Source organism: Prosthecobacter sp. (genome assembly GCF_044227185.1).
Taxonomy (GTDB): domain Bacteria; phylum Verrucomicrobiota; class Verrucomicrobiia; order Verrucomicrobiales; family Verrucomicrobiaceae; genus Prosthecobacter.
This window is the reverse complement of sequence record NZ_JBGAFO010000005.1, coordinates 336008-357433: the sequence shown is the minus strand read 5'-3', so window position 1 is coordinate 357433 and position 21426 is coordinate 336008. Positions and strand designations below refer to the sequence as shown.

14 protein-coding genes are annotated in these 21426 nt (G+C 61.2%); 12 read left to right on the top strand and 2 right to left on the bottom strand.

Annotation, left to right across the window (positions count from 1 at the left end; all coding sequences use genetic code 11):
* The first annotated feature begins 130 nt into the window (after nucleotides 1–130).
* The 3 genes from ACILSQ_RS14485 to ACILSQ_RS14475 all read left to right on the top strand — a co-directional run bounded on the left by ACILSQ_RS14485 (nucleotide 131) and on the right by ACILSQ_RS14475 (nucleotide 5044).
* A complete protein-coding gene (locus ACILSQ_RS14485) occupies nucleotides 131–841 on the top strand; it encodes a glycerophosphodiester phosphodiesterase (RefSeq protein WP_395744354.1) in 711 nt (236 codons plus the stop codon).
* Nucleotides 838–2877, top strand: a complete 2040-nt coding sequence (locus tag ACILSQ_RS14480; RefSeq protein WP_395744353.1) for an FAD-dependent oxidoreductase — start codon at nucleotides 838–840, stop codon at nucleotides 2875–2877. The genes ACILSQ_RS14485 and ACILSQ_RS14480 overlap by 4 nt, the downstream gene beginning before the upstream one ends.
* A 64-nt stretch (nucleotides 2878–2941) precedes the next feature.
* Nucleotides 2942–5044 carry an exo-alpha-sialidase gene (locus tag ACILSQ_RS14475; RefSeq protein ID WP_395744352.1) on the top strand — a complete coding sequence of 701 codons (2103 nt, stop codon included), beginning with the start codon at nucleotides 2942–2944 and terminating at the stop codon, nucleotides 5042–5044.
* Nucleotides 5045–5047: 3 nt separating this feature from the next.
* On the opposite strand, the gene ACILSQ_RS14470 is transcribed toward ACILSQ_RS14475, so the two are convergent.
* Complete coding sequence (locus tag ACILSQ_RS14470; protein ID WP_395744351.1) at nucleotides 5048–5341, bottom strand: ArsR/SmtB family transcription factor; 294 nt, start codon at nucleotides 5339–5341, stop codon at nucleotides 5048–5050.
* 118 nt (nucleotides 5342–5459) lie between these two features.
* On the opposite strand from ACILSQ_RS14470, the gene ACILSQ_RS14465 reads away from it, so the two are divergent.
* From ACILSQ_RS14465 to ACILSQ_RS14455, 3 genes are read left to right on the top strand one after another with little or no spacing between them, the layout of a single operon-like run.
* Entirely contained in the window at nucleotides 5460–6509 is a 1050-nt protein-coding gene (locus tag ACILSQ_RS14465; RefSeq protein ID WP_395744350.1) for an alkene reductase, read from the top strand.
* On the top strand, nucleotides 6506–7525 hold the full coding sequence (locus tag ACILSQ_RS14460) for an LLM class flavin-dependent oxidoreductase (protein WP_395744349.1): 1020 nt from the start codon (nucleotides 6506–6508) through the stop codon (nucleotides 7523–7525). The genes ACILSQ_RS14465 and ACILSQ_RS14460 overlap by 4 nt, the downstream gene beginning before the upstream one ends.
* Nucleotides 7526–7564: 39 nt before the next feature.
* Nucleotides 7565–8599 carry an aldo/keto reductase gene (locus ACILSQ_RS14455; RefSeq protein WP_395744348.1) on the top strand — a complete coding sequence of 345 codons (1035 nt, stop codon included), beginning with the start codon at nucleotides 7565–7567 and terminating at the stop codon, nucleotides 8597–8599.
* 10 nt (nucleotides 8600–8609) lie between these two features.
* On the opposite strand, the gene ACILSQ_RS14450 is transcribed toward ACILSQ_RS14455, so the two are convergent.
* Nucleotides 8610–9518, bottom strand: a complete 909-nt coding sequence (locus ACILSQ_RS14450) for an alpha/beta hydrolase (RefSeq protein WP_395744347.1) — start codon at nucleotides 9516–9518, stop codon at nucleotides 8610–8612.
* Nucleotides 9519–9637: 119 nt separating this feature from the next.
* Between ACILSQ_RS14450 and ACILSQ_RS14445 the strand changes: the two genes are divergently transcribed.
* The 6 genes from ACILSQ_RS14445 to ACILSQ_RS14420 all read left to right on the top strand — a co-directional run bounded on the left by ACILSQ_RS14445 (nucleotide 9638) and on the right by ACILSQ_RS14420 (nucleotide 21330).
* Nucleotides 9638–11191, top strand: coding sequence for a sialate O-acetylesterase (locus ACILSQ_RS14445; RefSeq protein ID WP_395744346.1), 1554 nt, complete (start codon nucleotides 9638–9640; stop codon nucleotides 11189–11191).
* A gap of 85 nt (nucleotides 11192–11276) precedes the next feature.
* Nucleotides 11277–12788 (top strand): sulfatase, encoded by a 1512-nt coding sequence (locus ACILSQ_RS14440; RefSeq protein ID WP_395744345.1) that lies wholly within the window; start codon nucleotides 11277–11279, stop codon nucleotides 12786–12788.
* Nucleotides 12785–16177: a sulfatase-like hydrolase/transferase gene (locus ACILSQ_RS14435; protein WP_395744344.1), complete on the top strand. Its 3393-nt coding sequence runs from the start codon at nucleotides 12785–12787 to the stop codon at nucleotides 16175–16177. The genes ACILSQ_RS14440 and ACILSQ_RS14435 overlap by 4 nt, the downstream gene beginning before the upstream one ends.
* 22 nt (nucleotides 16178–16199) lie before the next feature.
* A complete protein-coding gene (locus tag ACILSQ_RS14430; RefSeq protein WP_395744343.1) occupies nucleotides 16200–17834 on the top strand; it encodes a hypothetical protein in 1635 nt (544 codons plus the stop codon).
* Nucleotides 17835–17879: 45 nt separating this feature from the next.
* Nucleotides 17880–19580, top strand: coding sequence for an FAD-dependent oxidoreductase (locus ACILSQ_RS14425; protein WP_395744342.1), 1701 nt, complete (start codon nucleotides 17880–17882; stop codon nucleotides 19578–19580).
* 202 nt (nucleotides 19581–19782) lie between these two features.
* Nucleotides 19783–21330, top strand: coding sequence for a pyridoxal-phosphate dependent enzyme (locus ACILSQ_RS14420; RefSeq protein ID WP_395744341.1), 1548 nt, complete (start codon nucleotides 19783–19785; stop codon nucleotides 21328–21330).
* Nucleotides 21331–21426: the final 96 nt, after the last annotated feature.

Genomic DNA, 21426 nt, shown 5'->3' with positions numbered 1-21426 from the left:
GCTCCGTTGGTCTTCATCCATGAGTCGCCTTCACTTTTTTCTATCCGTTCTGACGCTCGCTACACTGGTTCAAGGTCATGCTGAAGACACGGCCATGCCCTCGCGTGGCCTTTGCGCGCACCGCGGTGCCATGAGCACGCATCCCGAAAACACGATCCCTGCGCTCTTGGAGGCTGTTCGCCTCGGCGCTCACATGATCGAGTTTGATGTGCAGCTCACCAAGGACGGCGCGCTCGTGCTGATGCATGACGGTACTGTAAACCGTACAACCGATGGCAAAGGCAAGGTGGCCGATCTCACGCTGGCGGAGATCAAGGCGCTGGATGCCGGGGCAAAAATGGACGCCCGCTTTGCAGGCACCCGCATCCCCACCTTTGAAGAGGCGCTGGCGGTGTTTCCCAAAAACGTCTGGCTCAACTGCCATCTCAAAGGCGGGGCTGCTCTCGGCGAGGCCACGGCGAAGGTCATCGCCAAAACCGGGCGCAAGCATCAGGCCTTTCTCGCTGCGACCGCCGATGCGGCAAAGGCCGCTCGTGTGGCAGTGCCGGACATCCTCATCTGCAACATGGAGCGGCAGAATGAATCCATGACCTACGCGCAGGACACCATCGCCATGAAGGCGCAGTTCATCCAGCTTCTCGGCAAAGGAGAAGTTCCACTAGAAGCCGTCAAGCTGCTCAATGCCGCCGGAGTACGTGTGAACTATTACCACGATGAAACACCCGAGGGCCTTCGCCGTCAGTGGAATGCCGGTGTGAACTTCCCTCTGGTGAACGACTTGGCCAAAGCCATGCCTGTTGCAGAGGAGTTCGGTATCAAACCTCTTGTGCCTCAGCCATGAGATCCATCGTCTTGTTTGTTTTCTGCTGCCTGCCATCCTTCGCGGCAGAGCTTACGACCGTTGATGTCTGCATCTACGGCGGCACCTCGGGCGGCGTTATCGCTGCCGTTGAAGCCGCACGCTTGGGCAAGAAGACCGTGCTGATTGAATCGACCCAACGCCTCGGTGGCATGAGCAGCGGTGGCCTCGGCATGACGGACAATGGTTCCACCGAGACCATCGGTGGCCTGTCGCGCGAGTTTTATCAGCGCGTGTATCAGTTCTACCGCAAGCCCGAGAACTGGCGCTTTCAGAAGCGTGAGGACTACCTCTCATGGCTGCCCAAAATCTGGGGCGTTGACGGGCCACGCATGGAGGAAATCCAGGCACAGTTCCTCTTCGAGCCGCGTGCCGCCAAGGCCGTGTATGATGACATGGTCCGCGAAGCCGGTGCGCAGGTGGTGTTTGGAGAGCGGCTTGATTTGAAAAACGGCGTGGTCAAAGACGGTGCGAAGATCAAAACCATCCGCATGGAAAGCGGGCGTGAATTCGCCGCGAAAGTCTTCATTGATGCCAGCTATGAGGGCGATCTCATGGCGAAGGCCGGCGTGAAGTACATCGTAGGGCGTGAAGCAAACGCCCAGTATGGGGAAACGCTCAATGGCACCTTTCCCTTCACTCCCGCGCCTTTCCCAAAGATCAGCCCCTACGTCGTCCCGGGCGACCCAACGAGCGGCCTGCTGCCACGGGTGGAGCCGAAGCCGCCCGCTCCCAAAGGCAGCGCCGATCACCGTGTGCAGGCCTACAACTTCCGCGTCTGCCTCACCGACATCGAGGACAACCGCGTGCCCATCGAAAAGCCCGCCAGCTACAACCCGCTCGACTACGAGTTGCTCGCCCGCCACATCGCCAACATGAAAAACGTGAAGCCCGGCCCGCGCAAGCACGCCGCCGTCGGCCTGCGCGGCAACGGTGGCGACCTCGGCATCAACTTCGAACTCGTCCCAAATCGCAAGACCGACTCCAACTGCGGCAGCGAATTTGGCACCGACATGTTTGGCGCCAGCTACGGCTGGCCGGAGGGCGACTACGCCACCCGCGACAAACTGTTCCAACTGCACAAGGACTACACCCTGGGTCTTTTGTGGTTCCTGGGACACGATGAGCGCCTGCCTGCCGAAGTGCGCACCGAGATGCAGCGCTGGGGACTGCCGAAGGATGATTTTGCGGACACCGGCCATTTCCCGCACCAGCTGTATGTGCGCGAAGCGCGGCGCATGATCAGCGACTACGTCATCACCGAGCACGACGCCAAAGGCGGCCCGCGTGCGGAGGACGGCGTCGCACTTGCCTCTTACCCTCTCGACTCCCATGGCGTGACGCTTTACGTCGATGAAGCCGGCCTGCTGCATAGGGAGCGCGGCTTCTACGTCGGCGGCTTCTCTGCCTTTCCCATCAGCTATCGTTCGCTGCGTCCCAAGGCGGGGGAATGCAGCAATCTCCTGGTTGTGAGTTGTCTGTCCTCATCGCATGCCGCTTATGGCTCCGTGCGCATGGAGCCGGTGTTCATGATGGTGGGCCATGCCGCGGGCGCTGCGGCCAGCATTGCAGTGGATCAAAATCTCACCGTCCAGGACGTGCCTTATTCCGCGTTGCGCGAGCGCTTGGTGGCGGAGAAGCAGATTCTGGAGGGCAAGGCTCGCCCACCTGTTTCAGAGTCTAAACCGGCGGCGTCCATGCCGCCAAATGAGCAGATCATCGCCGATGTGAAGACCCTTGCAGATAAGAAGATCGTGGAGTCCGGAGACTACTGGCTCTCGCATGCGCAGAAAGGGCAGAGCTGTGATGGCGCCCAGGTGGCCTCGCTCTTGCTCAAGATGGCAAAGAACTTCGATTCTTCCGTTCAGGGCACCGATGATGCTTTGAAAGTGCTTATGGCTCACAAGGTTCTCGCCTCCCCAACCTACTGGAACGAGCGCGCCACGCCCGGCCGCACCTGCGGCGGCGACAACGTGCGCGCCATCATCCGGAACTTTGCACGGCTTGCCTCCAAGTAGTGGTCAACTGCCTTGACCAGCAACAACCCCTCTGACTGCTCGTCTTGGAGGCATGTTTCCGACCATGAAACCGCTCGCGCTGCTCCTTCTCACCTCGGCATCCCTCCATGCGCTGGATCCACTCCCGCTCATGGAGACGGTGACGGTCAATGGCATCGATGTGAATGCCAAGTCGCCGCCCAAGGGACTGATGCTGGATCAAAACAGCGGCCTCCTCATGGTCTCGGCCATGAAAGGGCGGGTGGTGCACCGTACGCAGACGCGCATTCTGGAGACCCGCGCCACCATCACTCCCAAAGGCGACTTCCTGCTGATGTTCCCCGAGGGAGATCATTATGCCAAGAGCAAGGGGGAGAAGATCAATTCCATGATGGCCTGCCGCTCCTCAGATCACGGCAAAACCTGGAGCAAGCCCGCCGTGGCCTATGACATTCCCTATGGGCAGCACGGTTTCATTCCGCTGATCCCACGCGGCACGCAACGCATTTATGCCTTCGGCACCCAGCCAGTTCCCGGCAAATGGACCTGGGAAAACGGCCAGCGCGAAAACGCCCCCATCGGCTGGCGCACTTCCGATGACGATGGCCACACCTGGTCTGAGGTAAACCTCATCTCGCCCGTGAACGATCCCGATTTCAAAGGCATGTCAGTCATGCGCATGACAGAGACGGATGCCGGCACCTGGCTCCTCGGCTCCCACCTCGCCGACTGGTCTGTGAAGCCCTTCACCACCCAGCAGTACCTGCTGCGCAGCGAGGACCAGGGCAAAACCTGGACCGTGCTTCCCGGTGCCCGGCCCAAAGGCTGGATCGCCGAAGGCTTCCACCGCATGGACGAAGGCCGCCCGCTGAATCTCGGCGGTGGACGTGTGCTCTTCATGTCCCGCACGCCGCAGGGCCACCTCTTCACCGCCTGGAGCCAGGACGATGGCAAAACCTGGACGCCGCCCGCGCCGAGCACGCTGGTCCATCCCGATGCTCCGCCCATGCTCTTCCCTCTCTCCGATGGCAAAACACTCTTGGCTTTCCATCACAACAAAGTGCCCGTCACCGGCAATGGCGAGCTTAGCGACAAAGCCGAGCTCATGAAGATGCGCAGCGAAGTGTGGGCCTCTCTCTCCACCGACGAGGGCCACACCTGGAGCGAGCCGCACTTTGTCTGTGCCAATGCCGTCTCTCCCGTGCATGCCGTATCCGGTTTCAATTCCCAGTGCTCCTACCTCGATGCCTTTACCGAGAACGGCATCATGCACATTTTCATGCCACACCGCTGGCAGCAGGTGCTGCACCTGACGATCTCGGAAGACTCATTCGGAAAACTGCCCACCAAGGCCCAGCTTGGCAAGCTGGCGGCGGCCGCGAAGCCTCCGGTTTACACCGCACAACTGACCCGGGGAATGAAGCCTTCACGGCGGATGGTTTATAAGAGAGTGGGCGACCGGGAATTGCATCTCGAGCTCTTCAATCCTGCGGGACTGAAGGCGGGTGACAAACGTGCCTGCTTTGTGGCCATTCATGGCGGTGGCTGGACGAGCGGCGCCCCCGGCTCCATGTATGCCTTCACGGACCATTGCGCAAAGCTGGGCATGGTGGCGGTCAGTGTGGAATACCGGCTCTACAAGGCAAAGACACCCGTGACCGTCTTTGAATGCGTGAAGGATGCCCGTGCCGTCCTGCGCTACGTCCGCGCCCATGCGGCGGAGCTGGGCATCGATCCTCACAAGATCATCGCTAACGGTGCCTCAGCAGGTGGTCATCTGGCTGCAGCCACCGCCATGTTTGACGGCGTGGACCACGCCGATGAGGATCTCTCCGTGTCCTGCCACCCTGATGCGCTGGTGCTGTTTTCACCCGTGATCGACACCTCTCTGGAAGGCTACGGCAATGCCAAGATTGGCGAGCGCTGGAAGGAGCTCTCTCCCGCCCATCAGGTGCGTGCAGGCCTCCCTCCTACACTGCTCTTCCATGGCACCGGCGACACGACCACCCCCTTCAAAGGAGCCCAGCTCTTCACAGATGAAATGCGCAAAGCCGGCAACCGCATCGACTTGGTCGCGCCGAAGGACGCCATCCACACCTACATGTTCAAAGATCCCACTTCCTACGCAGAGACCCTCAAGAAGATGGAGGCGTTTTTTGCAGAACTGGGGCTGGTGAAGGCTGACTAGCCCTCACTCCCCGTGCTCACGCTTCCATGCTTTGAGAATGGCATCCAGCAGCCCCGGAAACCGGCTGTCCAGCTCCCTGCGCCGCACCTTACTCGTCAGCTCCACCCCGCGGCGTTCGCTGTGGATTATGCCGGCTTCCCGCAAAATGCGGTAGTGCTGGGAGCAGGTGGACTTCGGCATCGTGCACTTCAGCCGGCCGGTCGTCTCCACGCAGTTCAGGCCTTCCTCCGCTTTGCGCAGCTCTGCCACGATGCTGAGACGCACCGGGTCCGACAAGGCATGCAGGATGCCGGGCACAGTAAAACTTTCGGCTGGAGGATGGTGGAGAGGTCTGATGGCTGCATGCTACATTAATTTCACTTGCAGTTCAATATTTCTATTGTTCCGTATTTGTGAACAATAGAACTAAACTCCCATGCCCACTCTCTTTGACTCCCTCCAGCTCGGCCCGCTGCACCTGCCGAACCGCATCTTCCTGGCCCCGCTCACCCGCGCCCGTGCCGGACAGCAGCGCATCCCAAACGCCCTCATGGCCGAGTATTATCGTCAGCGCGCCGGGGCCGGGCTTATCCTCACCGAGGCCACCTCCGTCACACCCATGGGTGTCGGTTATGCCAATACCCCCGGCATCTGGTCGCAGGAGCAGGTGGCCGGCTGGAAGCTCGTCACCCAGGCCGTGCATGAGGCTGGTGGCCGCATCTTTCTCCAGCTCTGGCACGTCGGCCGCATCTCAGACCCCATGTTTCTGGATGGCGCCCTGCCCGTGGCCCCCAGTGCCATTGCCGCCGCTGGGCATGTGAGCCTCGTGCGTCCTGAAAAATCCTTCGTTACACCGCGTGCTCTCGAACTCTCCGAAATCCCCGGTATCATCGAGGCCTTCCGCAAAGGCGCTGAAAACGCCAAGCTCGCCGGATTCGACGGTGTCGAAATCCACGGTGCCAATGGCTACCTGCTCGATCAGTTCCTGCAGACCAAGACCAACCAGCGCACCGACTCCTACGGCGGCTCCGTGGAAAATCGCGCGCGCCTCATGCTCGAGGTCACCGATGCCGTCATCTCCGTCTGGGGAGCCGACCGCGTCGGCATGCACCTCGCTCCACGCGGCGATGCCCATGACATGGGCGATGCAAATCCCCTCGAAACCTTCAGCTACGTCGCGCGTGAACTCGGCCGCCGCAAAATCGCCTTCATTGCCGCCCGTGAGCATCAGGCCCCCAGCAGCATCGGCCCAGCTTTGAAGAAAGCCTTCGGCGGCGTGTATGTGGCCAATGAGAAATTCACCCTCGAGTCCGGCAATGCCATCCTTGCTGCGGGTGATGCCGATGCCGTGGCCTTCGGCGTGCCCTTCCTCGCCAATCCGGATCTGCCAAAGCGCTTCGCCTCGGGTGCCCCTCTGAATACCCCCGATCCTTCCACCTTCTATGCGGACGGCGCCAAGGGCTACACCGATTACCCTCAGTTATGAACACTTCCTCAGGCCTCCTTTACTCCGTCCTGGATCTGTCCCCCATTTTGCAGGGCGAGACCGCGGCGCAGTCCTTCCGCCACTCGCTGAATCTGGCGCAGCATGCGGAGAAGTGGGGCTACCACCGCTACTGGGTGGCGGAGCATCACAACATTCCCGGTGTGGCCAGCGCGGCCACCTCCGTGGTCATCGGCCACATTGCGGGCGGCACCTCCACCATTCGCGTCGGCTCCGGCGGCATCATGCTGCCCAATCATGCGCCCTTGGTCATCGCGGAGCAGTTCGGCACCCTTGAGTCTCTCTACCCAGGCCGCATCGACCTCGGCCTCGGCCGCGCACCCGGTGGCGATCAGCTCACCGCACGTGCTCTGCGCCGCGGTCTCGGCAGCAGTGGCGATACCTTCCCCGCAGACGTGCGCGAGTTGCAGGGCTTCCTTGGCGATCCCGTCCCTGGCCAGCGCGTGCACGCCGTGCCAGGGCAGGGGCTTCATGTGCCCATCTATCTCCTCGGCAGCAGCACCTTCAGCGCCACACTCGCCGCAGAGCTCGGCCTGCCCTTCGCCTTTGCCTCCCACTTCGCACCCGAGCTGCTGCATCAGGCGCTGGACATCTACCGCAGTCAATTTCAGCCCTCCGCAGCGCTGCAGGAGCCGCATGTGATGATCGGTGTAAACGTCATCGCCGCAGACACCGATGCCGAGGCAAAGCGCCTCTTCACCTCGCTGCAGCAGGTGTTTCTGAATCTCATTCGCGGCTGGCCCAAGCAGCTGCCGCCACCCGTCGACGACATCGACGCCCTCTGGAGCCCCGTTGAGGCGGCGCATGTGGCGCGCATGACCCGATGCTCCGCCGTCGGCGGCCCGGAAACTTTCCGCCGCCAGATCGAAGTCCTCCTCAATGACACCGGCGCGGATGAAATCATCGCCACCGCCCACATCCACGATCAGCAGGCCCGGCTGCACTCCTTCGAAATCGCCGCGGATGTTTTTAAAAGCCTGCGCCATTTCAATTCCTAGCTTCATTCACACTCTCAACAACCCACCTCACAAACTCCTATGGAATACAGACAACTCGGCGGCTCCGGCTTCAAAGTCCCCGCACTCACACTCGGCACCGGCACCTTCGGCGGCGGCACAGAATTCTTCAAAGAATGGGGCGCGTCCGATGTCGCGGAGGCCTCACGCCTCATCGACATCTGCCTGGAGCACGGCCTCACCATGTTTGACTCCGCCGACATTTACTCAAACGGCCTCGCGGAAGAAATTCTCGGCCAGGCCATCAAAGGCCGCCGCGATCAGGTGCTCATCTCCACCAAGGGCACCTTTCGCTTTGGCGAAGGGCCAAATAATGTGGGCTCCTCCCGCTGGCACCTCATCCGCTCCGTGGAGGGCAGCCTCAAGCGTCTCGGCACCGACTACATTGATCTCTTCCAGCTTCACGGCTTCGATGCCATGACGCCCGTGGAGGAAGTCGTCGGCACGCTGGACGATCTCGTGCGCGCTGGAAAAATCCGCTACCTCGGCGTGTCCAATTTCTCCGGCTGGCATCTCATGAAGTCACTCGCGCATGCCGACAAGTTTGGCCTCACCAAATACGTCGCCAATCAAACCTACTACTCCCTCGTTGGCCGCGAATACGAGTGGGAGCTCATGCCCCTCGGTGTCGATCAAAAAGTCGGTGCCGTCGTCTGGAGCCCCCTCGGCTGGGGCCGCCTCACCGGCAAGATCCGCCGCAGCCAGCCCAAGCCGGAAAGCGGCCGCCTCTCCCAGAAGCTCAGCAGGGAAATGGGCCCGCAGGTGGAGGATGAATACCTCTTCAAAGTCGTGGACGCCTTGGACGAAGTCGCCGCCGAAACCGGCAAGACCGTCCCGCAGGTCGCTCTGAACTGGCTGCTCCAGCGCCCCACGGTTTCCTCGCTCATCATCGGTGCCCGCAATGAGGAGCAGCTTCGTCAAAACCTCGGCGCCGTCGGCTGGAACCTCACCACCGGGCAGGTGGCAAAGCTCGACGCCGCCAGCGACAAGCCGAAGATCTACCCCTACTGGCACCAGGCCGGCTTTGAAGAGCGGAACCCGTTCCCGACCAAGTAAACCCAGGCTGCTACTTCTTGATGCCGCGCAGGTGAGCATCAAACCACTCCGCAAACTGGGCGTAGTCCGGCTGGCGATCCGTCCAGCCATGGCCTGCGCCCGGTTTCACGACCAGTTCCGCCGTCGCACCTGCCTCCTTGGCTTTGGCCACAAAGGTCTCGGATTGCTGGATCGGCACCAGGAAGTCCTGATCGCCATGAATGATGAAGGTCGGCGGCAGTTGCGCGGTGATGTAGTAGATCGGCGAGACCTCCTTGCCCAGGCGCTGCCGTCCCTCCGCCGTGTCTGATTCAGCGCCAAAAGCCCCCTTGTAATTCTTCAGCGTGCCCACTCCCACGGCATCCTCGCCGGGCTTGCCGTAGTTGAGGAAATCCGTGGGTGGATACAGGCATGCCACCGCCTGAATGGCGCTGCTCTCACGATCCACCTTGTCCGTCGCCTTTGGATCTCCAGGCCCGCCGTGCACTGCCATCGTCAGCGAGAGGTGCCCGCCTGCACTGCCACCGCTGATGCCCAGCTTGTCCGGATTCACCTTCCATTGAGCGGCATTGTGCCGGATGAACCGCACCGCGCGGTGAATATCCTGCGTGATCTCAGGAATGATGAACTTCGGCTGGCACGCATGCCGCACCGAAAAGACGGTGTACCCACGCTCAAGAAATGGAGCGTAGAAAGGCGGAGTATTCGGCGAGTAGCCCGAAACCCAGCCGCCGCTCACCATGTACACAATGCCAAAACCATTCGGCTTCTCCGGCGTGATGACATCCAGCGTCAGCGCGAACCCAAATTTGCGGCCATAGACCACATCGTTTTGGCGGGTATGTGACGGGATCACCACCGCCGGCGCCTTGGTCTCTGCATGCAGAGAAAGGCTGCCGAGCAGGAGCAAGAAGGAAAAAAGGCGGAAGGCGGATTTCATGGTGCATCACATACGCACCTCGGCCGCCGGTGCTCGCACGGCTCGCATCAGTTCCTTGGTGGTCAGATCCTTTTACCAGAAACATGGCGGAAGCTGGCACGTCATCATGCCGCATCACCATGAAACCTCTTCCCGCCATCGCGCTGCTGCTCCTGTCCGCATCCTCTGGGCTCGCGGAGGTGCGCCTGCCCGCCGTCATTTCAGACCACATGGTTTTGCAGGCCGGCAAACCGGCCACACTCTGGGGCTGGACGGCCTCTGGCGAGGAAATCTCCATCACCTTCGCGGGTCAGAAAAAGTCCGCAAAGGCGGATGGCAAGGGCCGCTGGCAGGTGCGGCTGGATCCTCTGGCCCCAAGCGCAAGCGGAGGTGAGATCCATGTGAACGACAAGGTCATCAAAGACGTCCTCGTCGGCGAAGTCTGGCTCGCCTCCGGTCAGTCAAACATGGAGATGCGCATCAAGGACAAGATGCACGGCCTCGTGGACAATGCGGATGCCGAGATCGCTGCTGCCAAGCATCCAGAGATCCGCGTCTTCGTGCATGATGAGCCCTATGAGATCTACCAGCTTCCCGTTCCTGCGGACGAACCCGTCCAGGATCGCCCGGGCTCCTGGCGCGTGTGCTCGCCGGAAACCGTAGGCGATTTCTCCGCCATGGGCTATTTCTTCGCTCGCGATCTCCTCGCCGAGATCAAGCAACCCGTGGGCATCATCACCTCAGCCGTCGGCGGCACCCCCATCGAGGCCTGGACCAGCGCCTCCGCTCAGCAGACCGTGACCGAGCTTAAGCCGCCGCTCGAAGACTGGCAGCAGCGCCTCACGGGTTTCGATCCCGAGACCGCTCAGAAAAAGTTTCTCGAAGACAAAGCCGCATGGCTGAAAGTGCGCGCCGCCGCTCTCAAGGCCAAGCAGCCCGCACCAAAGGCACCGCTGCCATTCAAGAACATTGGCGTCATGAAACCCGGCGGCTTGTTCAATGGCATGATCGCGCCCTTGGTCCCTTTCACCATCCGCGGCGTTATCTGGTACCAGGGCGAGCGCAATGCCGCCGGTCCCTTCAGCCCCCTGTATGGCACGCAGCTTCGCACGCTCATCACCGACTGGCGCGCGCGCTGGAATGACGACTTCCACTTCGCCTATGTCCAGCTTCCCGCGGTCAAAGGCGTGCAAAAACTCCCCTCCGAGCCGAAGGGGTGGGGCGTCGCCGTGCGGGATCAGCAGCGCCGCACGCTCAGCGTTCCGCACACCAGCATGGCCATCACCATGGACCTGCACGGGGAACTCAATGGCCACCCCACCAACAAGTCAGAGTACGCCACACGCCTCTCCACCATCGTGCTGCATGACGTGTATCAAAAAGCCAACCCTCTGCCCACCGGGCCCCTGCTCAAATCAGCGACGGCTGAAAAAGGAAAGATGCTGCTCACCTTCGACTACGCCGACGGATTGAAGCCCTCCGCGGGCGAGCTCGAGGGCTTCGCCATCGCGGGTGCGGATGGCAAATTCGCCTGGGCCAGTGCCAAAGTCGAAGCCGGTAAAGTCATCGTCTGGAACGACAAAATCACCGACCCCAAAGCCGTGCACTACAGCTTTGCCGGAATGCCCAAGGGGAACCTGGTCAATGGTGCCGGCCTTCCAGCCTCGCCCTTCCGCACCGACGACTGGAAATAGGATAGGATTCTTCATCAACAAAAGCGGAAAGTGCAGCGAAAGCATGCAGTGAAGCTCGTTACAGGGCGTGATTTTTTCTCTCCCTATGAAATGGCTTTCTTTCATTCTGCTGCTCGGCATGGCGGTTCCAGCCCTGTGCGACACCCCTGCGCGCAAACCGGATGTGCTCGTGGTCCTGGTGGATCAATGGAGCCCTCGCTACCTAAGCTGGGAAAACCCGCAGGTGCGCACGCCGCATCTGGATAAAATCGCGGCAGAAGGCATGGTCTTTGACCGCTGCTACACCACATCACCGGTGTGCATGCCCGCCCGCGTCTCATTGCTCACCGGCTTGTATCCGCACAATGGCGGCCACGGCATCTGGGGCAATGCACTGAACTACCATGCCCCTGCCGATGAAGCCACGATGTTTCGCGACATCAAGGCCGCCGGTTACACCACCGCGCAGATCGGCAAGACCCACTGGACCTCCGGCCCCAGCGTGCGCGAGGCCTATCCAAAGATCGAGGACTACCATCGCGCCCTGGGCCTGGACTACGTCTTCGATGTCTCCGGCCCCGTGGATTCCGTCACCGAGCGCAATCCGTATGCCGAGTACCTGCGCAAGCTCGGCCTGCTCGAAAAAGTCGCCGAGGAAATGCACGACCGCTACGTGAAGTGGGAGTTTCAGCCCAAGCCCAGCCTCGTCCCGCCTGAGCATTACCACGATGTCTTTGTCAGCCGCGAAGCCGCCGACTTCGTGGGCAAACAACCGGCGGATCAGCCCCTCTGCGTGGTGCTCAGCCTGCACTCGCCCCATCCACCGCTCGATGCTCCCGGCGAATACGCCACCATGTATGAAGCAGGAAAGCTGACGCTTCCTTCCAATGTGCCGGAAACCTTCCGCCGCGAGATGCGCACCATCGGCCACCCCGAAACACGCGAAATGCTTGCCAACTACCTCGGGAAAATATCCCTCGCAGACGACTGCATCGGCCGCGTGGTGGAAGCTTTCCAAAAGCGCGGCACCTGGGACCGCACGCTGGTTTGCTTCACCGCTGACCATGGCGAAATGATGGGCGCGCACGGCATGCTCACCAAGGGCCGCATGTATGAGGAGTCCGCCCGCGTGCCGCTGGTGGTGCGCCTCCCCGGCCAGGTGAAGCCCGGCCACACCAAGGCACCCGTGCAGATGTTCGATGTCTATCCCACCATTGTCGAAGCCATCGGCGGTACACTCTCGCCACATCGTAAGGCCACATCGCTGCTGCCGGTGGCCGCTGGAAAAAAAGAAAAGGTGCGACCGCTCGCCATCAGCGAGATCGGCACACGCGCTCCCTTGAACATGATGGCCACGGACGGCCGCTGGAAGTGGTGGGTGGAGGAAAAAGGAGAGTTCCTTTTCGATCTCGATGCAGACCCCCTTGAAATGAACAACCTCGCGGAAGATCCCGCCCACCTGACCACTCTCAATAAAATGCGCGAGGACATGCTCACACATCTTCGCTCCACCCAGACGAACTTCTCCGAAGGCTACAAATCCAAGGTGCAGCGCATGCGCGAGGCCGAAGGAAAGCCCGCCAAGGTCAAAAAGAAAGCTGTCGAAAAACTCCCATGAGACTCATTTTTCTATTCTTCCTCCTCTCGTTGAGCTCGCTGACTGCGGCGCAGCCCAATGTCCTCTTCATCATGGCGGACGACCTGCGAGCAGAGCTCGGCTGCTACGGCGCAAAGCACATCCACTCGCCCAACATCGACAAGCTCGCCGCCAGCGGCACCTTGTTTGAGCGCGCCTATTGCCAGGTCTCCGTCTGCAATCCTTCACGCTCCAGCCTGCTCGGCGGCGTGCGCCCGGACACTACCGGTGTGCTGGACAATCAGCATTTCCTCCGTCCTCAGCTCCCCGAGATCGTCACGCTGCCACAGCATTTTAAAAACAATGGCTGGCATTCCCTCTCTCTGGGAAAAATCTTCCACCACAGCGAGCGCGAGCCCGGCGATGACCCGCAGTCCTGGAGCGAGCCCTCGTGGTATCACGGCATCCCGGATCGAAGCTGGTTTTTGAAGGAGACAGACGAAAAGCTGAAGGCCATCAAAAAACTCCCGGCGGATAAGCGTCCCAAGCTCGTGCGCGGTCCTCCCTATGAAGCCGCCGACGAGCCCGATGATGTTTACAGCGACGCCAAAACTGCCGCGAAGGCCATCGAAACCTTGCAGCGCCTCAAGGACATGGGGAAGCCATTTTTCCTCGGCGTCGGCTTCCACAAGCCTCATCTGCCCTTCACCTGCCCGCAGAAATACTGGGACATGTATCCCGCGGACACCATCAGGCTCCCGGACAATTACAAGCCCTCGCCCGATGTGCCCGCTCCTGCCTTGCACAACTGGTATGAACTCCGCACCTACGGCGATGTGCCACCTGCCGGCGGCATCCCGGGCGCCATGGCTCTCAATCTCATTCGCGGCTACCACGCCTGCACCACTTTTGTCGATGCCCAGATCGGCCGCGTGCTGGATGAACTCGACCGCCTGGGCCTGCGCGAGAATACAGTCGTCGTCCTCCTTGGCGACCATGGCTATCACCTCGGGGAAAACGGCATCTTCACCAAGATGACGAACTTTGAGCTTTGCACACGCGCTCCGCTGATCGTCAGCGCACCCGGTCGGAAGCCTGGCCAGCGAACACGCGCGCTGGTCGAATTTGTGGACATCTACCCCACGCTTGCCGAACTTTGCGGCCTTCAGCTCCCTTCACATCTCGAAGGCACCAGCTTCGCGCCCCTGTTGGTCAATCCGGAGCAAAAAGGAAAGAGGGCTGTCTTCAGTCAATACCTGCGCACCGGCAAAGAAAAGTTCATGGGCCGTTCCGTCCGCACCGACCGCTGGCGCTACACAGAGTGGAAGAACATGAAGGACGAACTCGTCGGCACCGAGCTCTACGACGAACACAGCGATCCCCACGAAAACCACAATCTCGTCAAAGACGCCACCCACGCGGAAACGCTGGCCGCCATGGCAAAGCAGCTTCACGAGGGGCCCGGGAAAAAAGCCGCTGCCAAAGCCAAGCCACCCAAACAGGAGGTAAAAGCGGCGACAAAGAAGGAGGTGGCGGCACAGCCGAAGACTCCCATCAAGGAAGGCGACATTGTCCTGGGAGATTTCGAAACCAGCGATCTCGGCGGCTGGACGGTTACTGGCAAGGCCTTCGCGCCGGCCCCCGTTAAGCCGGGAGATCGCGTCGCAGCCTTTGAAGGCACTGGCATCGAATGGAGCGGTGGCGGAGGCCCAGCAGGTACCGGTACCCTCACGTCTCCCACCTTCAAACTGGAGCGCTCATTCATAAATTATCTAGTCGCTGGCGCACGTGATCTACCGGCGCGCCTTGGCGCCGAACTGCTCATCGACGGCAAAGTCGTCCGCGCCGCCAGTGCCACCGAAATTAAAGACCCATCAAAAGCCATGCTCTGGCGCACCTGGGACGTGCGCGATCTCGCAGGGAAGACAGCGCAGATTCGCGTCAATGATCAGTCTCCGCTCGGCAGCATCGCAGTAGACAGCTTCGCTCAAAGCAACAAGGCCAAGGGCTTGCCTGTGGATGCCAGCGTGCTCGGCTACGAATCCCTGCGCCCTCAGTATCACTACACCGCTTTGTCTGGCTGGCTCAATGACGCCAATGGACTTCTCTACTACCAGGGCACCTGGAATCTCTGTCATCAGCACCGTCCTCCTGATGTTTCAGGCATCACCTGGGGACACGCAAAAAGCACCGATCTCCTCCATTGGCAGCGCCTTCCCGAAGCCATTCAGATCGCCAAGGGAAACGGCGTAGCAGCCTCCGGCTCAGGCATGGTGGACTGGAAAAATCGCTCCGGCGTTCAGCGCGGCGAGCAGCCACCGCTGCTCTTCTTCTACTCTGAGCACGACAAGTCCAAGTCCGGCGACCGCATCAATCAGTGCCTCGCCTTCAGCAACGATGCCGGCAAAACTTTCGAACTCTACCAAGGCAATCCTCTCCTCGTCACGCCCGCCACCAAGGACCGCGACCCCAAAATCTTCTACCACGAACCCAGCAGCGCCTGGATCATGGTGCTCTCCCTCTCCCGCAACAACAAAGACCGCGAGCACGCCACTTACGGCATCTTCCGCTCCCCCGATTTGAAATCGTGGAAGCTCATCCAGGAGCTTGGCCCCGGCTCATGGTACTGGGAATGCCCCGACATGTTCGAACTCCCCATCGATGGCGATTCCACAAAAACAAAGTGGGTCTTCCAAAAAGGCAGCGGCGACTACATCCTCGGCACCTTAGACGGCCACAAATTCACCCCCGAAACCGATCCCATCCGCACCAATTGGGGCGGCAACTTCTACGGGGCGCAAAGCTTCACCGACGCGCCGAATGGCCGCCGCGTGCACCTCGGCTGGATGAGCACCGGCAAAGACGGCCCCAAAAGCTGGCCCGGCATGCCCTTCAATCAGCAAATGAGCTTCCCCCGCGAACTCACCCTGCGCACCACCCCCGAAGGCCCCCGCCTCTTCAGCGAACCCGTCGCCGAAATCGAAAAGCTCTACACCAAGACTCAAGAGGTAAAACCCGCCACGCTCGCTCCCGGCACCAATGCCCTCAAAGACATCTCCGGCGATCTCCTCGACATTGATCTCGAACTCGATCTGCAGAAAGCAGAGCAGGTAATTCTCAATCTCCGTGGCGATCAAATCTTCTACGACGTCAAAGAGCAGCGCCTCAGAATCACCGGCCGCGATCGCGAATTCGCCATGCTCTCTCTCAAACCTCAAAACGGCAAACTCATCCTCCGCGTTCTGCTGGACATCACCAGCATCGAGCTCTTCGGCAATCACGGCGAAGCAAACCACGCCCGCGATTTCTTCCCCAATCCCTCCAATCACACCCTCTCCCTCACCACGAAGGGCGGTTCCGCACAGCTCAGTAAACTCATCGTCCACGAATTGAAATCAGTCTGGCCAGCGGCACTCTCAAACAACCCGTGAACTGCTTCACATTTCCCGCCCAATGAATCAGTCAGGAACCACGCGCCGTCACTTCATCAAAGCAGCCGCCACTTTGCCCTGGCTCGCGCGCGCAGCAGACTCGCCGCGCACCCCGCCCCGCGTCCTCTACAGCAACGACACCACCAACATCACCTCCTGCATCAGTCCCTTCCACAAAGAGCGCGAGCCCTTCCGCAAAGAAATGCTCGAAGCCACCGTGGACGAAGTCACAGGCCTCGTGGACGCCCACCTTCTCCAGCCTGGCCTCGGCATGGTCCCCATGTGGCCTAGCAAAGTGATCCCCCTCGCGGAGCACTACGCCTGGATCAAACAGCGTTATGGCCAAAAGCCCGATCCCTTTGGTCAGTTCGTCCTCAATGGCGGCGATATCGTTCAGGTCTTCATTGACCGCTGCCACCAGCGCCAGCAGGCCGCCTTCATCTCCTTCCGCATGAACGATGCTCACCACAAGGAGTTCGCCGATCCCAAGCCCGGAGACAAACCCGGCGGCAGCATCGGCATGAGTGTCACAAAACATTACGTCGATCATCCCGAATACCGCATCATACCAGGCTCCCTGCGTGGAGCCGACCTCGTGCAAAACTGGGCCGTGCCCGAAGTGCGCGCGCAAAAATTCGCCCTCATCCGCGAGCTCTGCGAAAACTACGACCTCGACGGCCTCGAGCTCGATTTTCTCCGCACCTACAGCTACTTCCGCCTGGAGGAAACTCCTCTCGATCAGCGCCGCGCTATCATGACCGGCTTCGTGCGCGAAGTCCGCACCTTGCTCGATCAAACCGCCCGCAATGGCAAACGCCGCTGGCTCTGCGCCCGCGTCCCCTGCCATCTTCCCGCGCTCGATGTCCTCGGCCTCGACCTGAAAGCCCTCGTCGCCGCCGGACTCGACATGGTCAATGCCTCCGAGCATTACTTCACCACCCAGCAGCACGACCTCGCCGCCATTCGCACGCAGACACAGGGCGCCACTCTCTACTTCGAACTCTGCCACACCCTCTGGAAAGGCGACAAGCTCTTGAAAGGCTACGATGTCTTTCCCTTCCGCCGCGCCACCCGCGAGCACCTGCACACCTCTGCCCACCTCGCCTACGCACGCGGTGCCGATGGCATCAGCCTCTTCAATTTCGCCTACTACCGTCAGCATGGCCAGGGCGAAGGCCGCGGCGTCTTCGGCGAGCCCCCCTTTGAAGCCCTCAAAGCCCTGCGCGATCCCAAGGCGCTCGCACGGGAGCCGCAGCACTGGTTCATCGCCCAGGGCTGGCGCGCCCCCGGCATGAAGCCGCTGCCCGTCCCCCGCAAAGTCGAAGCCAGCAAACCCGCCAAGTTCAATTTCGATCTCGCCCCGCCCACGGGCGGCTGGAAAAACGACGCCCGCATCCGCATTCAGTCAGACAGATCACTCGGCACCGATCAATGGACCGCCACCTTCAATGGCGAACCCGTCTCAGCCACCACCGACGTCTCCGACCCCTTCGCCGTTCCCTATCCCTCCATGCTCGCAAAGCCGGAGGAACTGCGCGCATGGATCATCCCCGCCAAACTCCTGCGCGAAGGCAAAAACAGCCTCGAAGTCACGCTCACCGCAGGTGCGCCTCTCTCCATCATCTTCGTCGATCTCGCCGTTGGTCAGCCCTCTTGACCAGCAAGGTGCGTCCTCGGGCCGCGTCTGCTTTCGCTACCATCCATGAAGTCCTTCCTGCTCGCCTTTGCCCTCTCGTCGTCCCTCGCCGCTGCCGCTGTGGTGGATTCAGACATCTGCGTCTATGGCGGCACCAGCGGTGGTGTCGCAGCCGCGGTTCAGGCCGCGCGCATGGGCAAAAAGGTCGTCATCGCAGAGCCCGGCAAACACCTCGGCGGCATGACCAGCGGCGGCCTCAGCGCCGTGGACATTGGCGATCCCCGCTCCGTCGGCGGCATCGCTCGCGAATACTTCACCAAGCTCGCCGCCACCGTGGGCGTTACCCTCGCCTGGGACAAAGCCTTTGAAAGCAAAGCCGGCGGTCCCGCCACCGGCGGCGCTTATGCCATCGAGCCTCACAAAGCCGAGCAGGTCTTCAACGACATGGCCCGCGAAGCTGGTGTCAAAGTAAACACCGGCGCACGCCTTGCCTCCGTCAAAAAAGACGGCGCACACATCACCGAATTCACCACCGAAGACGGCACCGTCTTCCGCGCCAAGGTCTTCATCGACGCCACTTATGAAGGCGATCTCATGGCGAAATCCGGCGTCAGCTACACCCTCATGCGCGAGGGCAATGCCAAATATGGCGAGACCTACAACGGCATCCACTACGTGGAAAAATTCATGCCTCACACCCATTACGAGCAGCCTGGCGAGAGCGGCCGTCTCAAAGGCGGCCAGGGCGTGTGGGACCGCGACTTTCCCCTCGATCCCTACGTGATCAAAGGCGACCCCAAAAGCGGCCTCCTCCCGCTCATCCAGTCCGGCGAGCCCGGCACACCCGGCGAGCCTGCCCCCGGTGTGCAGGCCTACTGCTTCCGCCTCTGCCTCACCACCAATCCGGCGAACATGATCCCCATCACACCGCCCACAGACTACGATCCCAAACGCTACGAGATCATCGTCCGCTTCATCGAAGCCTGCCTCGCCAATGGCGATGCCATGGACCTGCGCTGGTTCTCCAAGCACGATGCCCTGCCCAATGACAAGTGGGACTTCAACACCGCCACCTTCGGCGGCAATCTCCCCGGCGCATCCCACGCCTGGCCGGAGGCCTCCTACGCCCAGCGCGAAAAAATCGCCAGGGAGCACGAAAACTACCATCGCGGCCTCCTCCACTTCCTCGCCACTGACTCGCGCGTCCCAGAAAAAGTGCGCCACGACATGCAACGCTTCGGTCTGCCCAAAGACGAATTCACCGACAACGGCGGCTGGCCCCACCAGATCTACGTTCGCGAAGCCCGCCGCATGATCAGCGACCTCGTCCTCACCGAGCACCACACCTTCGGCCGTCAGACCGCCCCAAAGCCCATCAGCCTCGGCAGCTACGGCACAGACACCCACGAAATCCGCCGCATCGTGAAGGACGGTGTCGTCACCCGCGAAGGCAAAACCGCCGGCGGCCGCGATGGCGCACCACCCTACGGCATCGGCTACGCGGCCATCGTGCCAAAGCAAACCGAGTGCGACAATCTCCTCGTCACCTTCGCGCTCAGCGCCAGCCACACCGCCTTCAGCAGCATCCGTATGGAGCCCGTCCTCATGTGCACCAGCCAAAGCGCCGCCACCGCCGCCTCCCTCGCCATCGACGACAAAATCCCCGTCCAGCAGGTCGATTATACCAAGCTAAAAACCCGCCTCGATCAAGACGGCCAGATCCTCGAGTGGAAACACTCCGCCCCAAAGAAAAAGGCCGCTCATTGATGCGACATCTCCGCAGCTCATCTGAGTACGTAGTTCGGGCTTCAGCCCGTTCTGGAAGCCACGCATCAACTCAAATCTGACACCCGCCCCAGCGCCGTATTGTAGTACCGGCTTCAGCCGGAATCCGGCTCTGCAAACCACGCCGTCCACCCACCAAAACCCCTTGCCGTCCCACACCCGGCGCGGATGTATCACGCCAAAAATGGAACGCGAAAACCTCCCTCTCGACCGCCGCCTGCGCCAGGAAATCCTCTTTGCCCGCGAGCGTGTGTACCGCTTCGGCCAGCCCACGCCCATCGAGCGCCTCATTCTCCCCGGCTCCGAGCCCGCCCCTGAAATCTGGGTGAAGCGCGAAGACCTCTCTCCCGTGAAATGCTACAAATGGCGCGGCGCCTGCAATGCCATGATCGAGCTCACACCCGAGCAGCGCTCCAAAGGAGTCGTCACCGCCTCCGCCGGCAATCACGCGCAGGGCGTCGCCCTCGCCGCCAAAACCCTCGGCATCCACGCGCGCATTTACATGCCACGCTCCACGCCCAAAGTGAAGCAAAACGCCGTGCTGCATCACGGCGGCGAATTCGTCCGCATCATGCTCGCTGGCGACAGCTACGATGAAGCCGTGCATTCAGCACGTGAAGACGAACGCAGCAGCGGCGCGACTTACGTGCACGCTTACGATGACCTCAAAGTCATGGCAGGGCAGGGGACTCTCGCGGATGAAGTCGTGCTCTCCGGCCATGGCCCCTTTGATGCCGCCTATCTCCAAATCGGCGGCGGCGGCATGGCCTCCGCCGTTTCCTGCTGGCTCAAAACCTACTGGCCAAATATGGAAGCTGTCGGAGTCGAAGGCACCGGCCAGGCCTCCATGAAAGCCGCTCTTGCTGCCGAGAAACCCGTCGAACTCCACGACCTCGATATCTTCTGCGATGGCACCGCCGTTCGCAAAGCCGGCGCGCTGCCCTTTGGCATCTGCCAGCAGAGCCTCGATCGCGTGGAGACCATCACCAATGCCGAAGTCAGCGCCGCTATCCGTGTCCTGTGGGAGACGCTTCGCTGTGTCTCCGAGCCCTCCGGTGCCATGGGCCTCGCTGCCGTGTTGAAAAACCGCGCCGCTCTCGCCGGCAAAAAAGTCCTCATCGTCATCACCGGTGCCAACATCGACTTCCTCCAGCTCGGTCTTATCGCGCAGTCCGAAGGCGTTGGCAACACCGCCTCACGGGCCCTCCGCGTCTGCATCCCCGAGCGCCCCGGTGCCATGCTCGCCCTGCTCGACTCCTGCTTCGAAGGCCTCAACATCGCCGACTTCCAGTACGGCCTGCATCGCTCCGACGAAGCCTGGCCCGTCTTTACCGTCACCGCAGAAAACGCCGAAAAACTCGCAGCACTCCCCGCACGCCTCGAAGCCGGTGGCTATCGCTGGGAAGACCTCACCGGCGCAGTCGATGTCGCCTTCCGCGCCATCCCTCTCCGCGGCGATCTCCTCACCCATCCTCTCTTCCTACGTCTCGACTTTTACGAGCGCTCCGGCGCCCTTCACGATTTCCTCTCCCGCCTCATCCGCGACCGCGCCAGCCTCTGCTACTTCAACTACCGCCAGTCCGGCGAGCGCATCGGCCGCGCCCTCATCGGCCTCGATTTCCACACCGCCGAATCCCGCACCACCTTCCTCACCGATCTCCCCGAACACGGCGAAGGCTACCGCTCCTGCAAACCCGTCGATGATGCCGTGATGGCACGCATGACCGCATAATGCGTTTAATAAGGGGGCAATAGATCGATGACGGCAAACGCGATTCTCCCTCTCCCCGCCCCTGACTTACGCAAAAACGAATACTTCTCTTCGGGG